Source organism: Alteribacillus bidgolensis, assembly GCF_002886255.1.
GTDB lineage: Bacteria > Bacillota > Bacilli > Bacillales > Marinococcaceae > Alteribacillus > Alteribacillus bidgolensis.
In genome coordinates this window covers 4,254,943-4,274,335 of record NZ_KZ614149.1, presented here as the reverse complement: position 1 = coordinate 4,274,335, position 19,393 = coordinate 4,254,943, and the positions used below count along the sequence as shown (strand labels likewise).

15 protein-coding genes and 2 pseudogenes are annotated in these 19,393 nt (G+C 38.2%); 2 read left to right on the top strand and 15 right to left on the bottom strand.

From position 1 onward, the window contains the following. Positions 1-5 precede the first annotated feature (5 nt). Positions 6-938, top strand: a complete 933-nt coding sequence (locus tag CEF16_RS20985) for a DMT family transporter (protein WP_091585890.1) — start codon at positions 6-8, stop codon at positions 936-938. 74 nt (positions 939-1,012) lie between these two features. Here the strand turns inward: CEF16_RS20985 and CEF16_RS20980 are convergent, their stop codons facing one another. The 11 genes and pseudogenes from CEF16_RS20980 to CEF16_RS20930 form a co-directional block, all read right to left on the bottom strand. Further along, positions 1,013-1,435, bottom strand: a complete 423-nt coding sequence (locus tag CEF16_RS20980) for a DUF4870 domain-containing protein (RefSeq protein WP_170032251.1) — start codon at positions 1,433-1,435, stop codon at positions 1,013-1,015. A 464-nt stretch (positions 1,436-1,899) separates the two neighbouring features. Next, positions 1,900-3,567, bottom strand: coding sequence for a glycoside hydrolase family 13 protein (locus CEF16_RS20975; protein ID WP_091585888.1), 1,668 nt, complete (start codon positions 3,565-3,567; stop codon positions 1,900-1,902). A 17-nt stretch (positions 3,568-3,584) separates the two neighbouring features. Continuing rightward, positions 3,585-4,256, bottom strand: a complete 672-nt coding sequence (locus CEF16_RS20970) for a YesL family protein (RefSeq protein ID WP_245918020.1) — start codon at positions 4,254-4,256, stop codon at positions 3,585-3,587. A 43-nt stretch (positions 4,257-4,299) separates the two neighbouring features. Continuing rightward, complete coding sequence (locus CEF16_RS20965) at positions 4,300-5,118, bottom strand: carbohydrate ABC transporter permease (protein WP_091586252.1); 819 nt, start codon at positions 5,116-5,118, stop codon at positions 4,300-4,302. Beyond that, entirely contained in the window at positions 5,118-5,978 is an 861-nt protein-coding gene (locus CEF16_RS20960; RefSeq protein WP_091585884.1) for a carbohydrate ABC transporter permease, read from the bottom strand. The genes CEF16_RS20965 and CEF16_RS20960 overlap by 1 nt, the downstream gene beginning before the upstream one ends. An 83-nt stretch (positions 5,979-6,061) precedes the next feature. Further along, entirely contained in the window at positions 6,062-7,351 is a 1,290-nt protein-coding gene (locus tag CEF16_RS20955; RefSeq protein ID WP_091585882.1) for an ABC transporter substrate-binding protein, read from the bottom strand. A gap of 189 nt (positions 7,352-7,540) precedes the next feature. Beyond that, the gene (locus tag CEF16_RS20950; protein ID WP_091585880.1) at positions 7,541-8,533 is read right to left on the bottom strand and encodes a LacI family DNA-binding transcriptional regulator; all 993 of its coding nucleotides are present in this window, start codon (positions 8,531-8,533) and stop codon (positions 7,541-7,543) included. Positions 8,534-9,087: 554 nt separating this feature from the next. Then, positions 9,088-9,666: a hypothetical protein gene (locus CEF16_RS20945; protein WP_091585878.1), complete on the bottom strand. Its 579-nt coding sequence runs from the start codon at positions 9,664-9,666 to the stop codon at positions 9,088-9,090. A gap of 470 nt (positions 9,667-10,136) precedes the next feature. Next, positions 10,137-12,020, bottom strand: coding sequence for a sigma-54-dependent Fis family transcriptional regulator (locus CEF16_RS20940; RefSeq protein ID WP_091585876.1), 1,884 nt, complete (start codon positions 12,018-12,020; stop codon positions 10,137-10,139). A 312-nt stretch (positions 12,021-12,332) separates the two neighbouring features. Further along, a complete protein-coding gene (locus tag CEF16_RS20935; protein WP_091585874.1) occupies positions 12,333-13,814 on the bottom strand; it encodes an aldehyde dehydrogenase family protein in 1,482 nt (493 codons plus the stop codon). 172 nt (positions 13,815-13,986) lie between these two features. Continuing rightward, positions 13,987-14,759 (bottom strand): annotated as a pseudogene (locus CEF16_RS20930) (zinc-binding dehydrogenase). 557 nt (positions 14,760-15,316) lie between these two features. On the opposite strand from CEF16_RS20930, the pseudogene CEF16_RS20925 reads away from it, so the two are divergent. After that, a pseudogene (locus tag CEF16_RS20925) lies at positions 15,317-15,810 on the top strand (lactoylglutathione lyase family protein). Between the two features lie 178 nt (positions 15,811-15,988). Here CEF16_RS20925 and CEF16_RS20920 read toward each other — a convergent pair. From CEF16_RS20920 to CEF16_RS20905, 4 genes are read right to left on the bottom strand one after another with little or no spacing between them, the layout of a single operon-like run. Then, complete coding sequence (locus CEF16_RS20920) at positions 15,989-17,269, bottom strand: TRAP transporter large permease (protein WP_091585872.1); 1,281 nt, start codon at positions 17,267-17,269, stop codon at positions 15,989-15,991. Next, a complete protein-coding gene (locus CEF16_RS20915) occupies positions 17,266-17,745 on the bottom strand; it encodes a TRAP transporter small permease (RefSeq protein ID WP_091585870.1) in 480 nt (159 codons plus the stop codon). Before CEF16_RS20915 ends, CEF16_RS20920 begins: the two co-directional genes overlap by 4 nt. Positions 17,746-17,764: 19 nt before the next feature. Next, a complete protein-coding gene (locus CEF16_RS20910; protein WP_245917948.1) occupies positions 17,765-18,832 on the bottom strand; it encodes a TRAP transporter substrate-binding protein in 1,068 nt (355 codons plus the stop codon). Beyond that, positions 18,829-19,368 carry an FAD synthetase gene (locus CEF16_RS20905; RefSeq protein ID WP_091585866.1) on the bottom strand — a complete coding sequence of 180 codons (540 nt, stop codon included), beginning with the start codon at positions 19,366-19,368 and terminating at the stop codon, positions 18,829-18,831. Before CEF16_RS20905 ends, CEF16_RS20910 begins: the two co-directional genes overlap by 4 nt. Positions 19,369-19,393 lie beyond the last annotated feature (25 nt).

Here is a 19,393-nt window from a genome sequence, read left to right as displayed (position 1 = left end):
TTTTCATGAAAGAAATATTTATTGGAATTATAGCTTCCATGTTTTTCGCAGTTACATTTATTTTGAATCGTTCGATGGAACTTTCAGGGGGAAGCTGGGTGTGGAGTTCTTCGCTTAGATTTCTTTTCATGCTCCCTTTTTTATTTCTTATTGTACTTTTTCGCCATAACTTAAAACAAGTTATTCAAGAAATGAAAAAACAACCGATTCAATGGTTTTGGTGGAGTTTTGTAGGCTTTGTATTGTTTTATGCACCGCTTACATATGCAGCATCATACGGACCGGGCTGGCTCGTTGCTGGTACCTGGCAAACAACAATTGTAGCTGGTGTCTTAATCAGCCCTTTATTTTTTAACAACGTAAAAATACCAATAAGGGCTCTTTGTATCTCATTTATTATTTTAAGCGGTGTCGCTATAATTCAAATGCAAAGTGCAAACACTTTGGCTGTGAAAGATATTATTATTGGAATCATGCCGGTATTAATAGCAGCCTTTGCTTATCCATTAGGCAACCGAAAAATGATGGAAGTATGCGGAGGGAGATTAGATACGTTTCAACGAGTTCTAGGGATGACCCTAGCCACTCTTCCTGTTTGGTTCATCATTTGTATATTTGGTTTTATAAAATCCGGCGGACCTTCCACAGACCAAATTTTTCAGGCTTTCATTGTTGCCATATGCTCTGGTGTGATAGCTACTTCTCTATTTTTTATTGCAACAGACAGCGTACGTAAACACCAAAGCAAACTGGCAGCAGTAGAAGCAACCCAGTCAACACAAGTATTATTTGTCGTAATCGGAGAAGTTTTACTTTTATCTGTCCCGTTACCAAACGCCACAGCTTCTGTTGGATTGATTGTCATTATTACCGGCATGCTTTTACACAGTTATTATGCGAAAAAAATAAAAACAAAACAAAAAAAGCCAGCAGCTTGAAAACACGCTGCCGGTCCGATCTTCATTAAGTCCTATATACGGTTGAAGTTTATAGGGCTTTTTGGTCGTTCTTTTTATTTTTTCATTTGATCTAACTGCTTTTCAGCCATATCACCAAAAATAGACAGTTTAAACCACTTTCCTTGATAAGCTTTCACCATTAATACAATCCACAAAACAAAGCCGATAAGAGATAAAAATAATCCAAGAAGCCATCCTAAAACAGGTATCGCTGTGAGGACGATGTTCAACACCACTAAAGTTCCTGAAATAAAAATTGATTGCAGCGCATGAAAACGTACAAAGCGGCTATCCTTTTCTAAAACTAAAAAAACAATACCCGTAATGAGTCCCAATAAATAACATAACAGCCCAGCCACGTTCTCTTCTAAGCCCATCGACGTTTTTACTCGTTTCTCCGCTGGTTTTTCTTGCGAGTCAACATTTTCTTCCTCTGTCGCAGCATTCTCCAAAACAGACTTTTCTTTCTCATCCATTTTGTAAACCCTCCCTCGCGTAATGTAGATACAGCCTGCCTTTTTCCATTATCTACATTTCCTTAACTATATTTCTAAATAAACAAACGTGTCTTTTATTATACGCTTGGAAGGTTAAATTTAGGTAAAAAATTCAGAAAAAACATATTTTTCTCTTTTTTTTGACAATAACCGCATTTTATCTTAAACCGAAACAATAAAATTTTTCAGTTAGAAAAACTCGGTTTGTATCATTTCTTCTTTATTGTCAATTACCTCCGTGACATATGGGGGAATGAGGTGCTAAAATCCATTGGAAGAATAAGTTGACCCATGTTATAACCTTTAAAAATAAGACCTTTATGTATATTGGTTTGTGTTGGTACTTACCATTTCATTAGAAGGATGATTTCTTTTTTAGTATTTATGATTGAATAAAAAGGAAGGGGCTGCTCTTTTGGGACAGCCCCTTAATGCTTTGTTGTTTATTTAATATCATATACGACACTTTCATACGGTCGAAGAATGAATGAACGGAGGTTTTCTGTACTGTCTTCATAGTTTGAAATAATAACCCCGCGTGCTTCTTTTTCCAATGGTATGCTTACTTCTTCGTTTGAAAAACTAGCCACTACAAGCACTTCTTTATCCTGCAGCGTTCTTGTATAAGCAAAAACTTGAGGATGCTCTTCCATCACTTCTTTGAATTCTCCATACGTAAAAATATCAGCATATGAACTATTTTTTCTTAAGTTAATTAATTTCTTATAATAATAAAACAGCGATTGGGTATCCTTTAAGTTGTTATTCACATTAACAAATGAATAATTTGAGTTGGTTTTTAACCAGGGCTCTCCTTTTGTAAAGCCCCCATTTATTTGGTCATTCCATTGCATTGGGGTCCTGGAATTATCGCGGCTCCGCTTATGTATATATGATAAGGCTTCTTGCTCTGTATATCCTTCCTCTAAAGCGGATTGGTATTGATCAATCGATGCAATATCATCGTACTCGGAAATAGAAGAATATTTAACATTTGTCATCCCTATTTCCTGACCTTGATAAATAAACGGAGTCCCTTTCAAAAAGAAATATAACGTTGCTAACATTTTACCGGCTGCAGGTCCTCTATCCTCTTCAGGAATAAACCTGTCTATCGAACGGGGCTGATCATGATTTTCAAGGTACAAAGCGGTCCATCCGTTATCTTGAATGGCTTTTTGGTTGTTTGAAATAGCTTTCTTGAAATCTATTAAATCCCACTTCTTTGGTTTATACCATTTTCCTTCTTCCCCTAAATCTAAATCCACATGGTCAAACTGTATTAACATATCAAAATAGCCGTCTTCTCCCACAAACGTTGGCAATTCATCTAATGTAACTCCCGGTGCTTCTGCTACGGTAAAGATATCATATTTCGAAAATGTTTCCTGATTCAACTCAGAAAGATATTTTCCAATGCCGGGGTGGTTTGGTTTTACAAGCACTCTTCCATCGTACGCGTCGGCTGGCAGGTCTTTAAACTCGTCCGGTTTCTTTATGAAAGTTATCGCATCCACTCTAAATCCGCCGATTCCTTTGTCGAGCCACCAATTGACCATTTTGTATAATTCATTGCGGACGTCTGGATTTTCCCAATTTAAATCAGGTTGTCTTTTCGAAAACGAGTGGAAAAAATATTGCTGTGTCGTTTCATCATACTCCCAGCAGGCCCCTCCAAAAATCGACCGTAAATTATTCGGCGGCTCACCGTTTTCTTTGCCATCCCGCCAAATATACCAGTCTCTCTTTGGATTTTCTCTGCTGCTTTTTGATTCCATAAACCATGCATGTTCATCGGAGGTATGATTAATAACTAAGTCCATTACTATTTTTATCCCTATTTTATCAGCTTCCTGGATCAATACATCCATGTCTTCCATCGAACCAAACTGTTCTGCAATGCCTTTATAGTCTGATATATCGTACCCATTATCATCCATTGGTGATTTATACACAGGGCTTAACCAAATGACGTCAATTCCTAATTCTTTAAAATAATCCAGCTTTTCTATTACTCCTCGTAAGTCTCCTACCCCGTCATTATTAGAATCGTAAAAACTCCTTGGATAAATTTGATACACTACAGATTGATGCCACCACTTTGAATACATGGTTTAAAACTCCTTTCCTATGCTGAATGTATAGACTGATATTTCACATAAAATCGATAAAATGCTGAAAATGATATAAATGCTATTAATGTTCCGCTAAACAATGGAACAATCAGCTGCAGCCCATTCATGCTTACATATATTATTAGAAAGCTGCTAAAGCTTATTACGCTGCTTAATAATGGACTTGCAAATGTAAATAGAAATGCTTGTTTTAAGAGGGATCTGACGTTTATCTGATAATGAACCAATACGGAAAAAAAGTTTATGGTGAAAACGAAAAGAATTACCCCTAAAGCGATGAAGGAAAACATCAACACCATATTCGCTTGACTAAAATAATAAGAGTCTACTGCCCAGACGAACCAAATAAGGGTTAACACCGCTCCTCCAAGCAGACTATTGCGGTAGTTTTCCTTGTAATAAAACCAATAGTTTTTTGATAGACTCACAGCGTCCCTACTTAACGTCCAGTCTCTCACCGAAGAAAACATAGCGGCTGTTGCGGGAAAAAATAAAAATGGTGCAAGAATGGTCAGCACTATAATAGAAAAAAACTTCACTCCAGGCTGATCGACTTGCATGACATTTAAAATAATCAATACAAGTGGAAGGTTAAAAACAATCCATAACAGATTCACTACAGAAAGTCTCATTATCCATTCACTGACACGGTAAAAGCCATTCATCGTCACCTTTGCAGTCCCCCTTTAATAGACTTCCTTTCGTTTTTTATTTTACTGCTCCTTCGGATACCCCTTTTATAATCTGTTTTTGAGCAATGAAATAGAAAACGATAACAGGAATAATAACGATGGTCAGCCCTGCTAAGGCTAAATGCCACTGTTTTGTGTACTGCCCAAAGAAATAAAACATTCGTAAAGGAATCGTTGCTTCCGAATCACTTAAAATTAAGGAAGGTAATAAAAAGTCATTCCAGATCCAGATCACATTTAATATTCCTACCGTTACTGAGATCGGTTTCAATAAAGGGAAAATGATAAACCAGAACGTTTGAAATTTATTCGCCCCGTCGATAATGGCAGCTTCATCCAACGTACTGGGAATACTGGTCATTGCCCCGTGGTACAAAAATATAGCCAGGCTTGAACCAAACCCTAAATACATGAAGATAAGGCCGACCATATTTAACATTTCCGCCTTCCCAAAAAGAGCAACGAGCGGAATCATTACTGCCTGAAAAGGAATAAGCATCGCAGCAACAAAGATTAATAAAATAACGCTGCTGAGTTTTGATTTATTGCGTGCCAGAGCATATGCTGCCATGGATGAGAAAAAAACGATAATTCCAATACTTGCTACAGTAATAATCAATGAGTTAAACAGTGATTGTAAAAACTGCAAATCAATGAATGCTTGAATAAAGTTCTGAATGGTCGGATTTGAAGGAAAACCCAGCACATCTGCAAAAATGTCTCTATTTGTCTTAAAAGCATTTACTGCTATTAGATAAAATGGGGAGAGCCATAGCAATCCGAGTAAAATACCGAGTATTTCCAGAACATACAGCCTTCTTTTTCGGCCCTTCATCATAGCTCGACCTCCCTTTTTTTATTGTAATAAACCTGAGTAATAGCGATGGCTGCCACAAAAATGAAAAATATAATAGCTTTCGCCTGGCCGTATGCCATTTCGTTATAGGTGAAAGCTGTATTTACAATATTCATTGCGACCATTTCCGTAGAATTGTACGGACCTCCATCGGTTAAAGATAAGTTTTGATCATAAATTTTAAAAGCTGTGGACAGTGTTAAAAACATGCTTACGGTAAAAGCCGGAGCAACTAATGGAAAAAGAACATGGCGAAATCGTTGAAACGCATTCGCCCCATCCACCTCTGCTGCTTCTAATAATTCGCTCGGAATATTTTGCAAGTAAGCGATGTAGATAATCATAATGTAACCAGCCATCTGCCAGGACGTTAATATAACAAGCCCCCAAAAACCTGTAGCAGGAGACGACAGCCATCCTTGCAGGCTTTCAGCCCCGAAAATACTCCCTATATCTGAAAACACGCTAATAAAAATGAACTGCCAAATAAAACCCAGAATAAGGCCGCCTATCAAGTTAGGCATAAAGAAAATCGTTCGAAGCAAATGACTTGATTTTAATTGTTTAGTTACTAGTAAAGCCAGTCCTAAACCCAATATATTAAGTAAAATAACGGTGACCACGGAAAATTTAATCGTGAACCAAAGGGAACTGATGAATCGTTGATCTTCAAATACACGCATATAATGATCCAGACCAATAAAAGTACTTACTGTTAATCCATTCCAATCTGTAAAAGAATAATATAACCCAAACAGCAGCGGTATAATGACAACTAGGGTCAAACTTAAAATAACCGGTGTTAGAAATAACCAATAGGAAAATTCCCGGCTTTTCATGAACATACCTCCTTTTCAAGCGTAAGAACAAGTTAATTTGTATTAGGACATCTGCCAACAAAATGAGCTGTAGTTCTAATCGATTACTGTCTCATGCCTTCCCATTCTCTGCGGGAATCTTCAATCACTTCTTCCCACGTTTTCCCTCCGTCTATATATTCCTGCATATTCGCGCCTAAGGAATCAGTCCAAGGAGTAGGAAAGCCTACAAACACCCAGTCAATTGTATATCCTTTAGAAGAATATTCGTAAATTTCTCTAGACAGAGGATCTGCAATTTCAGAAGTATCAAAACCTTCATAAGCTGGAATGAAATTTAAATCATTCAGTACTATTTCTTTACCTTCTTCCGATGTGTACATCCAATTCAAGAAATCTTTAGAAGCTTCCACCACTTCGTCGTCTTTATTGTCATTTACAACCCAGTAGTTCGGCACACCAACAGGAAGCTTTCCTTCATGGCCTTCAACTGGGATTGGCAGAATGCCTAAGTTATCTTCCGCAAATGTCTGATCCATTTGTGCAACGGTAGGGTAAATCCAATTGCCTTGCTGGATGATTGCCACTTTTTCAAGCGTAAAATATTGCTCTACCTGCTGCGAATAGTCCATGCTTAACGTTGGTTGAATAGAGTACGTATTTTGAAGATCTAATATTCTTTTGAGCTCTTCGCTTTTTTCAAAGGGCACCGTACCGCTTTCATACGCTTCCATCACGCTATTATTGAATTCTGGTGCAATAAACGTATTTGCCAAGTGATTACTAATCACCCACTCTTCATTTGCCGGAAGCGCAAACACCTCTTCTATACCCAGCTCATCTTTTTGGCTGTCCAGTTTTTGAACAGCTTCTTCTAAATCTTCATAAGTAAGTATTTTTTCAGCATCAATACCCGCTTCCTCAAACATTTTTTTATTGTAAATCAATCCGTAGCCTTCTTGATTAAAAGGCAGACCATAAACTTGTTCTCCCTCCATTAATCCATCGAGAGTACCTTCTAAAGCTAAACTTGCTGCTTTAGTATCAGACAAATCTGATAAATACTGTTTAAAATCCTCCGCTTCTGACGGCCCGGCAACGCTGAAGATTTCTGGTTCATCTCCCGCTGAAAACCGCGATCGCAGGGAAGTAAAATAATCCGTTCCTCCCCCAACAGCTGTAACACTAATACTTACATCCGGATTTTCTTCTTCATATTTTTCAGCAAGTTTAATAAATTGATCGCGAAATTCTACTTTCCCTTGATAGATATCAATCGAAATTTTCCCCTCGGCATGTTGATTTTCAGAATCATCGGACATACATGCACTTAAAAAGATTCCAAGGAAAAGAAAAGTTAACAGTACCATCGTGAAACCTTTGTGTTTCCTCACTCTTATGACACTCCTCACTATGTGTAATTTATCCGAATACTGGAATCGGTTTCAATTAAATGAAAAAGAAAACTACTGAATCTAGTAGTAAATTGTCGAAAAGTATATGCATAAATTGCCTTTGATAACTTTCCTTTGTCTATATAATGAGTAGTATAAATGATATTGGTATCGGTTTCAATACTTTTTTTAAGTTGACTGCCGGCATATTAATTCAATAGGCAGCTCATATTCCATTTGCTCTAATTTTTCATGGTTTAGCATTTTAATCATTATTTGAACGGCTTTTTGCCCCATATCGTTAACTGGCTGGCGAATAGTTGTTAGTTTGGGGGCGACAAGCTCTGCCAGCGGCTGATCATCAAACCCAATCACAGCTATATCTTCAGGAATATTTAATCCACTCTCTTTTGCTTCAACTATAATGCCGCCGGCAACCTCATCACTTCCTGTAAAGACAGCTGTCGGTCTCTCTTTCATATCTAGAATCTGCCTCATCACTGCCTTGCCATCTTCCATTGTGTGCTTATTGACAAAAACCCATGGCGGGTTGACAGTTAGTCCACCTTCTTGCATTGCCTTTTGAAACCCTTGATTTCGGTCGCAGTCCTTTCCATCTACAGCAAATAATCCCCCCGTGCAGTAAGCAATTTTTGTATGCCCTTTTTCAAGCAGGTGCTTTGTGCCAATGTAAGCGCCTTTTATTTGGTCCAGTCGAACCGTAGGAACATCAGCATTGTTTAGATACTCGTTACATAACAGGATCGGTCCAAACTCTTGAAAAGACCTGACGACCTCCCAATCATTTTCAATAGCCGTCATAATAACCCCATCTACTTGATTTGTCTTTAACAGGTTGAGAAAATCAATTTCCTTCTCTTTGTTTTCATTGCTTTGAAAAATGATAACTTGGTGGCCGTTTTTATATGCTGTTTGTTCAATAGCATTCACTAAATAAGAGAAAAAAGGGTTCGTGATTCGCGGTATGATCACGCCGATCGTTGTTGTTACCTGCCCTCTCATTCTTCTTGCAGTGGGGCTTGGTGTATAAGACAGTTCCTTCATTGCTTTTTCTACCAATTCACGCTTCTCTTTAGAAACGTGCGGATAATTATTTATGACTCTTGATACCGTACTTTTAGATAAGCCTGATAATTTTGCTACGTCGGATATAGTCGGCACAGCTGAACACTCCAAAATTTCAAAATTAATAAATTGAAACCAGTTTCAAACCTTATTGTACCGTAATTCATTAGATTGTCCAATAATGAAATCGAGAAATGATAAACCCGGATAAAGTGTCTCGGGCAATGCGTCATCTATTTGGGGTTCATGTTTAGTTGGCTTTTATTCTTCTTCAAACGCCTCAGGGTAGACGATTGTGTCGAAAATTTCTCCTGTCTATGCGTTCTCAACATGGATGGTTACTTTCATAATCCTCGGGCCAGCCCCTTTTAGAAATAAAAAATTCTAATGTGCTTCATAGTGTCATTATTTATATAACTTCAAGAAAAAGGGGAAATAGCTTTTTATGAATTCCGATCCATCTCTATGACTTAAAATACCTACTTGGAATAAAGCTCTGTATCTTTGCAACAACAAAATAGGAATTTTTTCCATCGTATTGGTTCTACAAATGTAAATATTTTCTAAGCAAAAAAAGAACACCAGAATCCACAGGATAAACGTTAAATCCTTAAAGAGACTGGTATACCTTTAAATTAAAGAAAACAGTACTACATTTTGTTTATTTTTTTATATTGTTCAAGAACTCTTTCTTTCATTTCGCAAATTTTAGTATAACTTTTTTCTAAGTTTTTAACAGATTCTGTATATTTTACAATGTTTTCTTCGGATAATTGAGACATTTTATTATAATTCATATCTATCCATTGATTTAACATTGTCAAAAGTTTAAAGGATTCTGTATTGCACTTAACAATTTCTTCATAACAATTCCCGCTTATACACAAGGATTGCTCCAAAAAATGTTCTTTTATATCTTTTTTTAATGCAAGAACACGTTTTTGATTATAGTTCATGTCATCCGCATTCCTTTGAAGGTTAATAGTGTGAACTCTTAATTCTTCTATCAAATCGGTTAACAATGCTATTTTTTCTGGAAGCAATTCAGAAAAATCCTTTTCTTTGTAATGTAAAACTGTTATATAAACCCCTGCTAGTGTAAGAGAACCACTTATAAAACCACCAACAATAGAGGAATAATATGTTTCTCCAGCTGTAATGTCTAATATAGATGGCACAATTAACAACAGAACTAAAGCAATAACCAATATTGTTATATACTTTGTCAATCTTTCTCCCCCTCATCATACTCAATCCTATTGATTTTACCCCGGTGCATTACATTTTGGTTTAACTGACCTAGGAAGCTCTGCTGCTTTTGCTTTTCCATTGTGTACCACTAAAGTCATAAAAATATATCTGTTTCTCCAGCCCTAGGATTCTTTAAATATTGTCTGCATCGTTGTATTATACGTAATATACGTTTTACTCATCACCTGAACATTCTACCATTTGGTTCCTTGTAAATCACGTCTTCCGGAATTGATTCACATTCGGTATTACTAGACATCGCAAAGTCGAAAGTAAAATATGAAAGAATTGTCTATATCTATTATATGAACTGACAATAAAAAAGGCAGGACCTGAAATGATCACTGCCGCTCCCTATTTTTTTATCCAGGGTTACACGTTAGATGAAAACGTTATTTTGGGATTTGTTTTTGTGTATCTCAGTAGATGTAAGATTTCTTAAAATGGATTATATGTTTATTTCATATTTTTTCATTTTACGATAAAGAGTACTTCTCGATATTCCTAAAGCTTTAGAGGCCTGAGTCATGTTGTATCGACAAGCCTTAATTGTTTTAAGGAGGTCATCTTCTTCACTCTCTCCTTCATTTATTTGCTTGTCTTTTTTATCCGGTACAAGGCGAATAGTATATTTTTTATTGTTTTCATGTTCGAATAAATCTGCAGGTAAATCACTTGCTGTAATGATTTCGTCTCTCGCATACAACGCCGCATATTCCAAAACATTTTGCAGCTCACGGACGTTGCCCGGCCAGCTGTATTGATTAAAAACTTCCCAAGCAGATTGGTCTATTTGAAAATGCCCATCGATGTTTTTTAGAAAGTGCTCTGCTAACAGTTCAATATCACCATTTCTTTCACAAAGGCAAGGGAGGTGTATCCGCCCAACGTTCAAGCGAAAATAAAGATCAGCGCGAAACTTGCCAGCTTGTATCCATTCTTTTAAATTTCTGTTACTAGCAGCAATAATTCGAACGTCTACCGATCTAGGAGTATGTTCACCAATTCGCAGAACCTGTTTTTCCTGTATTACTCGAAGCATCATCGCTTGAATGGACGGAGGCATTTCACTGATTTCATCTAGAAACAGGGTACCTCCGTCAGCTGCTTCAAACCAACCCTTTTTACCGGTTTTCAAAGCACCGGTAAAGGCACCGGGTGCATATCCAAAAAGTTCACTTGCTGCGAGTTCGTGATTGAGACCTGCACAATTAACAGCCAAAAAAGCATTGTTTTTTCGAGCACTTGACTCATGAATAGCCCGAGCCATTAATTCCTTGCCTGTCCCGCTTTTCCCTGTAATTAAAACAGACATATTTCTAGATGCCACTCGTTTTGCGCCTGCGATGACTTGCTGCCAGCTCTCACTGTTACCAATCATACAAGAATAGGATGAGAAGCTATCTTCATTTGTTTTTTCTTGCTTGAACGTCTTTGAACGATTTCCTTTCCTTAAATGGATGACTCCGCCAATCGTCCGGTTATTTCGTTTTACAGGGATGACTCGTCCTTCTGCAGCAGCCCCATTTTCTAGTTGGATGTCTCCTTCATAGATTCCTTTCTCTAGTTGATCCAATTTTACATTCACAGGCTGCTCCTTTTCTCGATACGGCCCCTTCATACATGTATCTACTATATTTCCAGAGCTGTCAACTGCAATAACATGATCATGTTCTATACTTTTTATATACTTGTTGAATTCTTGTCGTATGAATTCAATATCTTGAAGAAGAGTCGCATGCCAAAGCGCTTCAATCGATTGAACAAATACAGCTGTAAGACTTAAAGCATTTTCTGGAAATCGTTCTTTTAGAGTAGTTAAATCTAGTATCCCGGCAGTTTTTTGACTCATTGGATGGCGAATCGGTATGCCGGCACAAGAAAAGGGATGCCAATTTTGACAAAAGTGCTCAGGGCCTTTAACAACTATTTCTTTATCTGTCGTTAAAGCGGTACCGATGGCATTTGTCCCTGACTTTGATTCATGCCAATGGCCCCCTTCATAAAACCTTACTTCTTGCAGTTTTTCCTTTAATGTGCCTTCAACAAAAGAAGCAATAATGCATCCTTTTTCATCTGAGAGGCTTAAAGAACAATCGTATTTGTTAAAATACTTATCCATTTCGCCGCTTAATTGAGAAAAGATATGGTGTAATAAGTTAGTGGAGGCAATCTTTTGTATGTCATGAGGGTTAAAAATTTGAGGTGCTTTCTTTAATTCCGGTTGAATACCGGCACGAACGCTTCGCTTCCATGACATAACAATTTCATCTGGAATGTCTTTGGATACTTGGTTTTTTAAGATAAAATTTTCCCAAGCTTTTTCGTTCATTTTTTCCCTCCCACCAAGATTGTAAAGTAAATAACTTAACTATGTCAGATTTATTATAACATTTTGAAAAATTATTAAAAACAATTTTCAATACCCAATATAATACCGTATGTAATCCTGTCCTTTTATTTCGAAATGAGCAATCATGCACCAAGTATTTATCCTTTCAGCTATTACCTCTACTTAAGATAGCAGAGCGGCATTTTTTCTAATGTATACTTTCTCTCATTCTTCTAGGCTTGTTAACATTTTATTCCTTACATAAAAACAGAGTGCCCTTGGAGGGCACTCTGCACGATTCTCTAGCTGTGTTTAATTCATATTAATCCAGACACTTTTTACTTCTGTATAGTTGTCAAGAGCATAGGATCCCATTTCACGGCCGCTTCCAGATTGCTTGAATCCACCAAATGGCGAAGCTGCATCGAATACGTTATAGCAGTTGACCCAGACAGTTCCTGCTTGCAGATTATCCGCCACATAATGAGCATTTTTCACATTTTCCGTCCACAATCCAGCTGCAAGACCATAATTTAAATTGTTTGCTCGTTCAATGACTTCATCTAAGTCTTCAAACGGCATTGCAGCTACAACTGGTCCGAAAATTTCTTCTTTGGCAATCGTCATATTATCATCTACTGCCGCAAATACCGTTGGTTCTACAAAATATCCATTATTAAAAGGATTTTTCCCACCCGTTAACATTTCTGCTCCTTCGTCTTGTCCTCGCTGAATATATTTCATCACACGGTTTTGCTGAACGTCAGATACCAGAGGGCCCATTTGCGTATTTGAGTCGAGACCGGGTCCTTGTTTAATGCTTTGCGAATGAGACACCATGTCAGCAACAAAGTTGTCATAGGCTTTCTTTTGAACAAACACACGAGAACCTGCGCTGCAAACCTGCCCCTGATTAAACATGATCCCAGCAAGCGCCCCTGGAATGGCTTTTGACATATCGGCATCTGGAAGTATAATGTTCGGAGACTTTCCACCAAGCTCAAGAGTCACTCGTTTTACCGTGTCAGACGCCTGACGCATAATTTGTTTCCCAATTTCAGTGGACCCAGTAAACGCTACTTTGTTAATTTTTTCATGGTTTACGAGTGGTTCACCAGCAGTCGGTCCAAATCCAGGAATAATATTAATAACCCCTTCAGGAAAACCAGCTTCTTGCGTTAGCTCCGCTAGATAAAGAGCAGATAACGGAGTTTGTTCTGCAGGCTTTAATACAACGGTACACCCCGTAGCAAGTGCTGCACCTAACTTCCAGGCTGCCATAAGAAGAGGAAAGTTCCACGGAATAATTTGGCCAACCACTCCTACAGGCTCGTGTTTCGTGTAATTAAAATAATTACCTGAAACCGGAATGGTTTGCCCTACAATTTTAGTGGACCAGCCTGCAAAATAACGGAAGTGCTCTATCGCCATCGGAATATCGCCCATGCGTGTTTCTTTAATCGGTTTCCCGTTGTCCAACGTCTCTATTTGTGCTAGTTCTTCTTTATTTTCTTCCATTAGATCAGCAAGTTTATAAATGAGACGGCTGCGTTCAGCAGCAGTTGTTCTAGACCAGGCCCCATTATCAAAAGCTGCCCGGGCAGCATCGACCGTACGGTTAACATCTTCTGCTTCCGCTTCACTAACTGTAATCAATACTTCCCCGGTAGCAGGATTTCTACTTTCAAACGTCTTTCCGTTTGCCGAATCAACCCATTTACCATTAATAAATAGTTTTTTCTGTCCCTCCAAAAATTTGGCTACTTTAGGATACAAATCTACTGTTTTTTCCATGTTTACTCCTCCTCCTTGATTTTAATAAGTATAAACATAAGTGAGCGCTATCATTTATTAACTACAGTAACACCTACATTGTTATAAGTTCCCATTCCTTCAATAACACTGCTCACTTCTTCTATTGATACATGGTTTGTCACAAGTTTGCCAGGGGTAAGCTTTCCTGTTTTCAAGCATGGAAGGATAGTTCTACCGAATGACCGATAAACTGCAGTTCTTTCATTGTAATCAAGTCTGCGGGAATGGCAATAATTCCTTTTTCTTCACTGGTGGTTAAGCCGATTTGGATATGCCGTCCTCGTTTTCGATGAGACCTAATGGAATTACCAGCCGTTTCAGCAATGCCAAGTGCATCAATAGATACATGCGCTCCCCCTTTTGTTATTTCATGTATTGCTTCCCACGGGTTCGTTTCTTTACTGTTATCGTTACTGCAGCCCCTGCCTTTTTAGCTAAATCAAGCTTTTCCTGGCTAATATCGACAACTATTACATTAGCTCTTGCTGCATTAGCAATGTGTGCCGCAGCCAAACCAACGACGCCGACGCCATAAACAGCTGCCCATTCACCAGGCTTTACTTTTGCCTGCTCGGTTACAGCTTGGAAAGAGGTCATAAAACGGCACCCGACACTTGCTTCTTCTTCAAAACCAACGGATTCAGGCAGATGTACCATATTCAAGTCTGCATTAGGTATAGCTGTGTATTTACCAAAACCTCCCCAGTACGAAAAACCCATCATCTCAAGGTTGTCACAAATAGTGTGATGCCCAGACAAACATTGCTCACACGAACCGCCCCCCTGGCTGAAAGGAACAATAACGCGGTCGCCTTTTTTGAAATTTTTAACTTCTTTGCCGACTTCCTCTTCGACATCAGTAAATTCGTGCCCTAACACCCATGGCAATTCGAGATTCACATCAACCCAGCTTAGATCGCTCATCCAGCCATGCCAATCCGAACGCCTATGCCGTTAGCTTTAACACGTACAATTGCACCGTTGGCGTACACTGCTGGGTCCTCCACTTACTTAACCACAAATGGCTTTTTTTACTGTTCCATAACCGCAGCTTTCATACGTATCCCCTCCAAAGGACGATGGTATAAAACACATCACCCTTTATTAATGCAAAAAAAATGCCAAAAGAGACGAAGCTGTCATTTCGGGAATTAACTACTCATTATAATCCGTAATGATACAGTTTGTGCCACTCACATAAGACAAATTGTGTCATGGATGGAACAAAGTGTTTTTTTAAACAGAACTCCCAACTAATGCGTTGAGAGTTCAGCAAAGGTTTATACTGTTGTGTTTTATATCTATCAAATCTATGACAGCCTTTCTCTTTTTCTTATTTAAAAACCATCGTAAATATTTCTTCATTTTTCACATTTCACACGATACAATTCTTCCTGCAAAACCACAAACCTTTTACTTATCAAATCCATGTTAAATATATTATAATTTGTCCACATTACATATAGAAGGAGGAATCATTTATTGCGTCGTATCCACGTGCTTTTTCTCACATCGGCCTTTCGGTGCCCGATGTGGATAAAGCAGTAGAATTCTATACGGAAGTAATGGGTTGGTATATAATAATGGAACCTTCCGAAGTGCTAGAGGATGACAGCCCTATTGGTATAATGTGCAAGGATGTATTGGTACGGGGTGGGGAAAGTTTCGTATTGCCCACCTCTCTACTTCGGATAAAATAGGAATTGAGCTGTTTGAGTTCCCAAATAACGAAACACCAGAAAACAATTTTGAGTACTGGAAGACAGGTATTTTCCATTATTGTGTACAAGATCCGGACCTTGAAGGGCTCGTAGAAAAAATTAAAGCCCACGGGGGAAAGCAGCGTATGCCAGTTCGTGAATACTACACTGGTGAAAAGCCTTTCCGAATGGTATATTGCAAAGACCCATTTGGAAACCTAGTTGAAATATACAGCCACAGCTATGAATTAACTTATTCTGAAGATGCTTATTAGTTTACAAGGGGCTAGCGTAGGTCCACTATTCATGTTAGAAAGCACCTTCCTTTTCTAATTTATCACCCTGTAAGGGCTCAAGTATGTTTCATACAACTTCCTTATTTTCTATGGCTCCTTAACAATTGATGCATTTTTGATAATACAGGAAGTTTCCAATTTCCTTACATACTATTGTTTAAAGTCCTACCAGCCGGGGAATTAGCAATACAGCGTCTTCCCAGTACGTGATAACAAAAAGAACAATGATTCCCATGATTAAAAAAGGAAAAACACTCTTAATGAGGCTTTCAAATTTCACTTCGGCAATGGAAGATACGATGAATAGACCTGTGCCAATAGGAGGAGTCAATAAACCTATTGTTAAGTTTATACAGATAATTACCCCAAAGTGAACGGGGTCCACCCCATAAGTCATCAAGAGCGGCATGAAGACTGGAACTAAAATGATTAAAGCTGCAATTCCATCCAGCACTGCTCCTAATATCAATAGAAAAATATTAACTAAAAACAAAAATACAAGTGGGTTTTCTGACAATGAAAGCATTCCGTTCGCTATTGCTTGCGGGATTTGCTCAAAAGCAATCATCCATCCGAAAGCTCCAGCCATAGCAATGAGAAAGGTAACGGTGGCAGTACTTATCACCGTGTTAAAAAAAATAGAAGGGAGACTCTTAAAATTTAATTCCTTGTAAACAAAATGCCCTACAAGGAAAGCAATAACACAAGCTACAGCTGCAGACTCAGTAGCTGTAAATACCCCACTTAATATGCCTGCTATAATGACAAATGGAACGAGCAAAGCAGGAAACACAGACAATGTACTCTTCACTACTTCCCTGAATGGTTCTCGTTCACTTTTTGGGAAATTATATTTATATCCCATAAACGCTATTAATCCTACAAAAGCTGTGCCATAGATAAGCCCCGGGATAATCCCTGCCATAAACAATCCGCCAATAGAAGCACCTGATAATGTGCCATAGATAATAAAAATCATGCTTGGCGGGATTATAGGTGCTACAATAGAAGAAGAAAGGGTTAGAGCCGCTGAAAACTTTCTTTCATATCCTTCCTTTTCCATTTCGGGAACCATTGTTTTACTCATCATAGCAGCCTGTGCGTTAGCAGATCCTAATATAGAAGCCAGGAACATATTAGCAATGACCGTCACGTACGCTAATCCTCCGCGGAAATGTCCCAATAACACCCTGGCAAAATTTACCAATTTTGTAGTAATACCGCCCCCGTTCATTAATTCACCTGCGAGCATAAAAAGAGGAATAGCAAGCAGTCCATAGTTATCTAAACTAGAAAAAAGCTGCTGCGGCATAGAAGTTAATAACTGCGTATTACCTAAAGTAAAAAAATATAATATAGTCATCATTCCAAGTACTAACGAGATAGGAATTCCCATTAGTAAAAAGACAAAAAATAAAACAATTACTAAAGCCGTCATTTGCTCTCCTCCTTTCTAAATAAATCCGACAAGTTTGACAGAATATGAACTGCAGCAAAGCTTAATCCAATGGGGACAGCACTATAAGGTATCCACATAGGTATTTGTAAGTTATTTGATTTTTGCCATAAAGAACTTGAAGAAAACAACCAAGTGTAACTATAATAGAGCACAATACCCATAAAAATTAAGATTATTAGATAACCTACAACCAAAAGAATTTTCCTCGTTTTCGCAGAAGTTATATCTAACAAAAAAGTAACAGAAGCTTGAGCTTTATATTTAAGCCCAAGACTTCCTCCTATAAAACTGATCCACGTTAATAGAAATACTGCTGCTTCTCCAGCCCATGACAATGGAGAGTTTAAGAAGTAACGGAACAACACTGCTAAAGCCATTACTGCTGTCATCGTAACCATTAACACTATTGCAAGATATTTTTCTATTATTGCTAAGCCGTTACTTATAGTATTCAATAGTTTCTCCCTCCCAGTCCTATTCACGGAATGTAGTAATGAACTCTTCAATTAATGGATCTTTTTCTTTATATTTTTCATCAAAGCTCTCAATTTGTTCTTCAAAGACACTTTTATCTAGTTCATAAATGGTCATGCCCTCATCAGTAAGTGTTTGTTTAAATTCTTCTTCCTGAGCTGATCTGGTTTCTACGGCATAATCAGCAGTAGTTTCTAAAGCACCCTCTATAATCTGTTGATCTTCTTCAGGCAAAGATGAAAAAGTGTTTGAATTAACGACTGCTACTGATGGCCATACCATATGGTTTGTAACAGCCCCGTAATCGACTACTTCGAAAAATTTATTTGTAATCGTAGCATCTAAGTCCATATCCATTCCGTCAATAACCCCGGTTTGAACAGCGGAATAAACTTCAGGCAAAGGAATCCCTTCCGTGGAAGTGCCAGTTGAATTATAAAATTCCAGCATTGGCGGGCTAGGTGTTACGCGAAGTACCAATCCTTCCATATCTTCAGGCTGCTTTACTTCCTTATCTTTAAATAATAAGACGCGCTGTCCAGCAAACAAATAATCTAAACCAGTCATACCATATTGCTCAAGTGTCCCAAGCATTTCCTTAGCTACATCCGATTCACGTGCTTCATGAGCATCATTAATTGTTTTAAAGAGGTATGGGGTAAACCAAGCAGAAAAAGCTTCTTCACGAGAACTAATTTCTGCAGCAGTTATAAAACCAAAATCTAATGAGCCAGATTCAATTTGCTGAAGCATATCGTTTTCATTTCCAACTTGGCCAGAAGGATAAATTTCCAATGCCATTCTTCCATTAGAGTTTGCTTCTAACTCTTCCTTAAACTTCTCTGCCGCTTTGTGCCACATATGCGCAGGTGGTGTAATTAACCCCAGTTTAAATTCATGTTCAGCATCGGCTTGGCCTTCTGCCGTTTCTTCTGCTTCTCCTTCGGCAGACTGGGGGTCTGATGCTGATTCTGTAGTCTCGTCACCACCCCCGCAAGCAGTCAGCAATGCTGCTAGACCTATTGTCAAACTTATACTCTTCCAATATACTTTTAAGAAATTCATCATTTAACCCCCTCTTTTTCTCCTAAGAGAGCCCCAACGCCTTGGGTATCTCCTAGTGCAATTAACTTTCGGATTCTAGTGGAAGAGATAACCTCCCCTCTAGTACACCTTACTGGCTCAATAATTCTTACGTTAAAATATTTCTTGAGAAGTTGAACATTTCCACTTCTTCCCTTACCAAAACGAAAGTCGTTTCCTACCAAAATTTCTTTAGGATGCATTTTATTTAATTCTTTTATAAAACTTTCCGCACTTTTCTGAACATAATCTTTATTGAAACTAGCAATAACTACTTGTTTAGCACCAAGTTTCTTAACCATTTCCAATTTCTCTTTGGCATTCATTAAAATAGTCGAATTTTGAAAGTAAGCCCGGGGAGGCGTATCAAAAGTGTAAACTACACTAGGAATATTATAGATTTCGCCGAGATTAACAGTCTCACGTATGACAGCCTGATGACCTAGATGCATTCCGTCGAAGGCACCTATGGCAACAACAGATCCATGCAAATCTGGTGTGTTGTTGTCGTGTACTTTCATGTCTGCTGTCTCCTTTCCTCCTCTT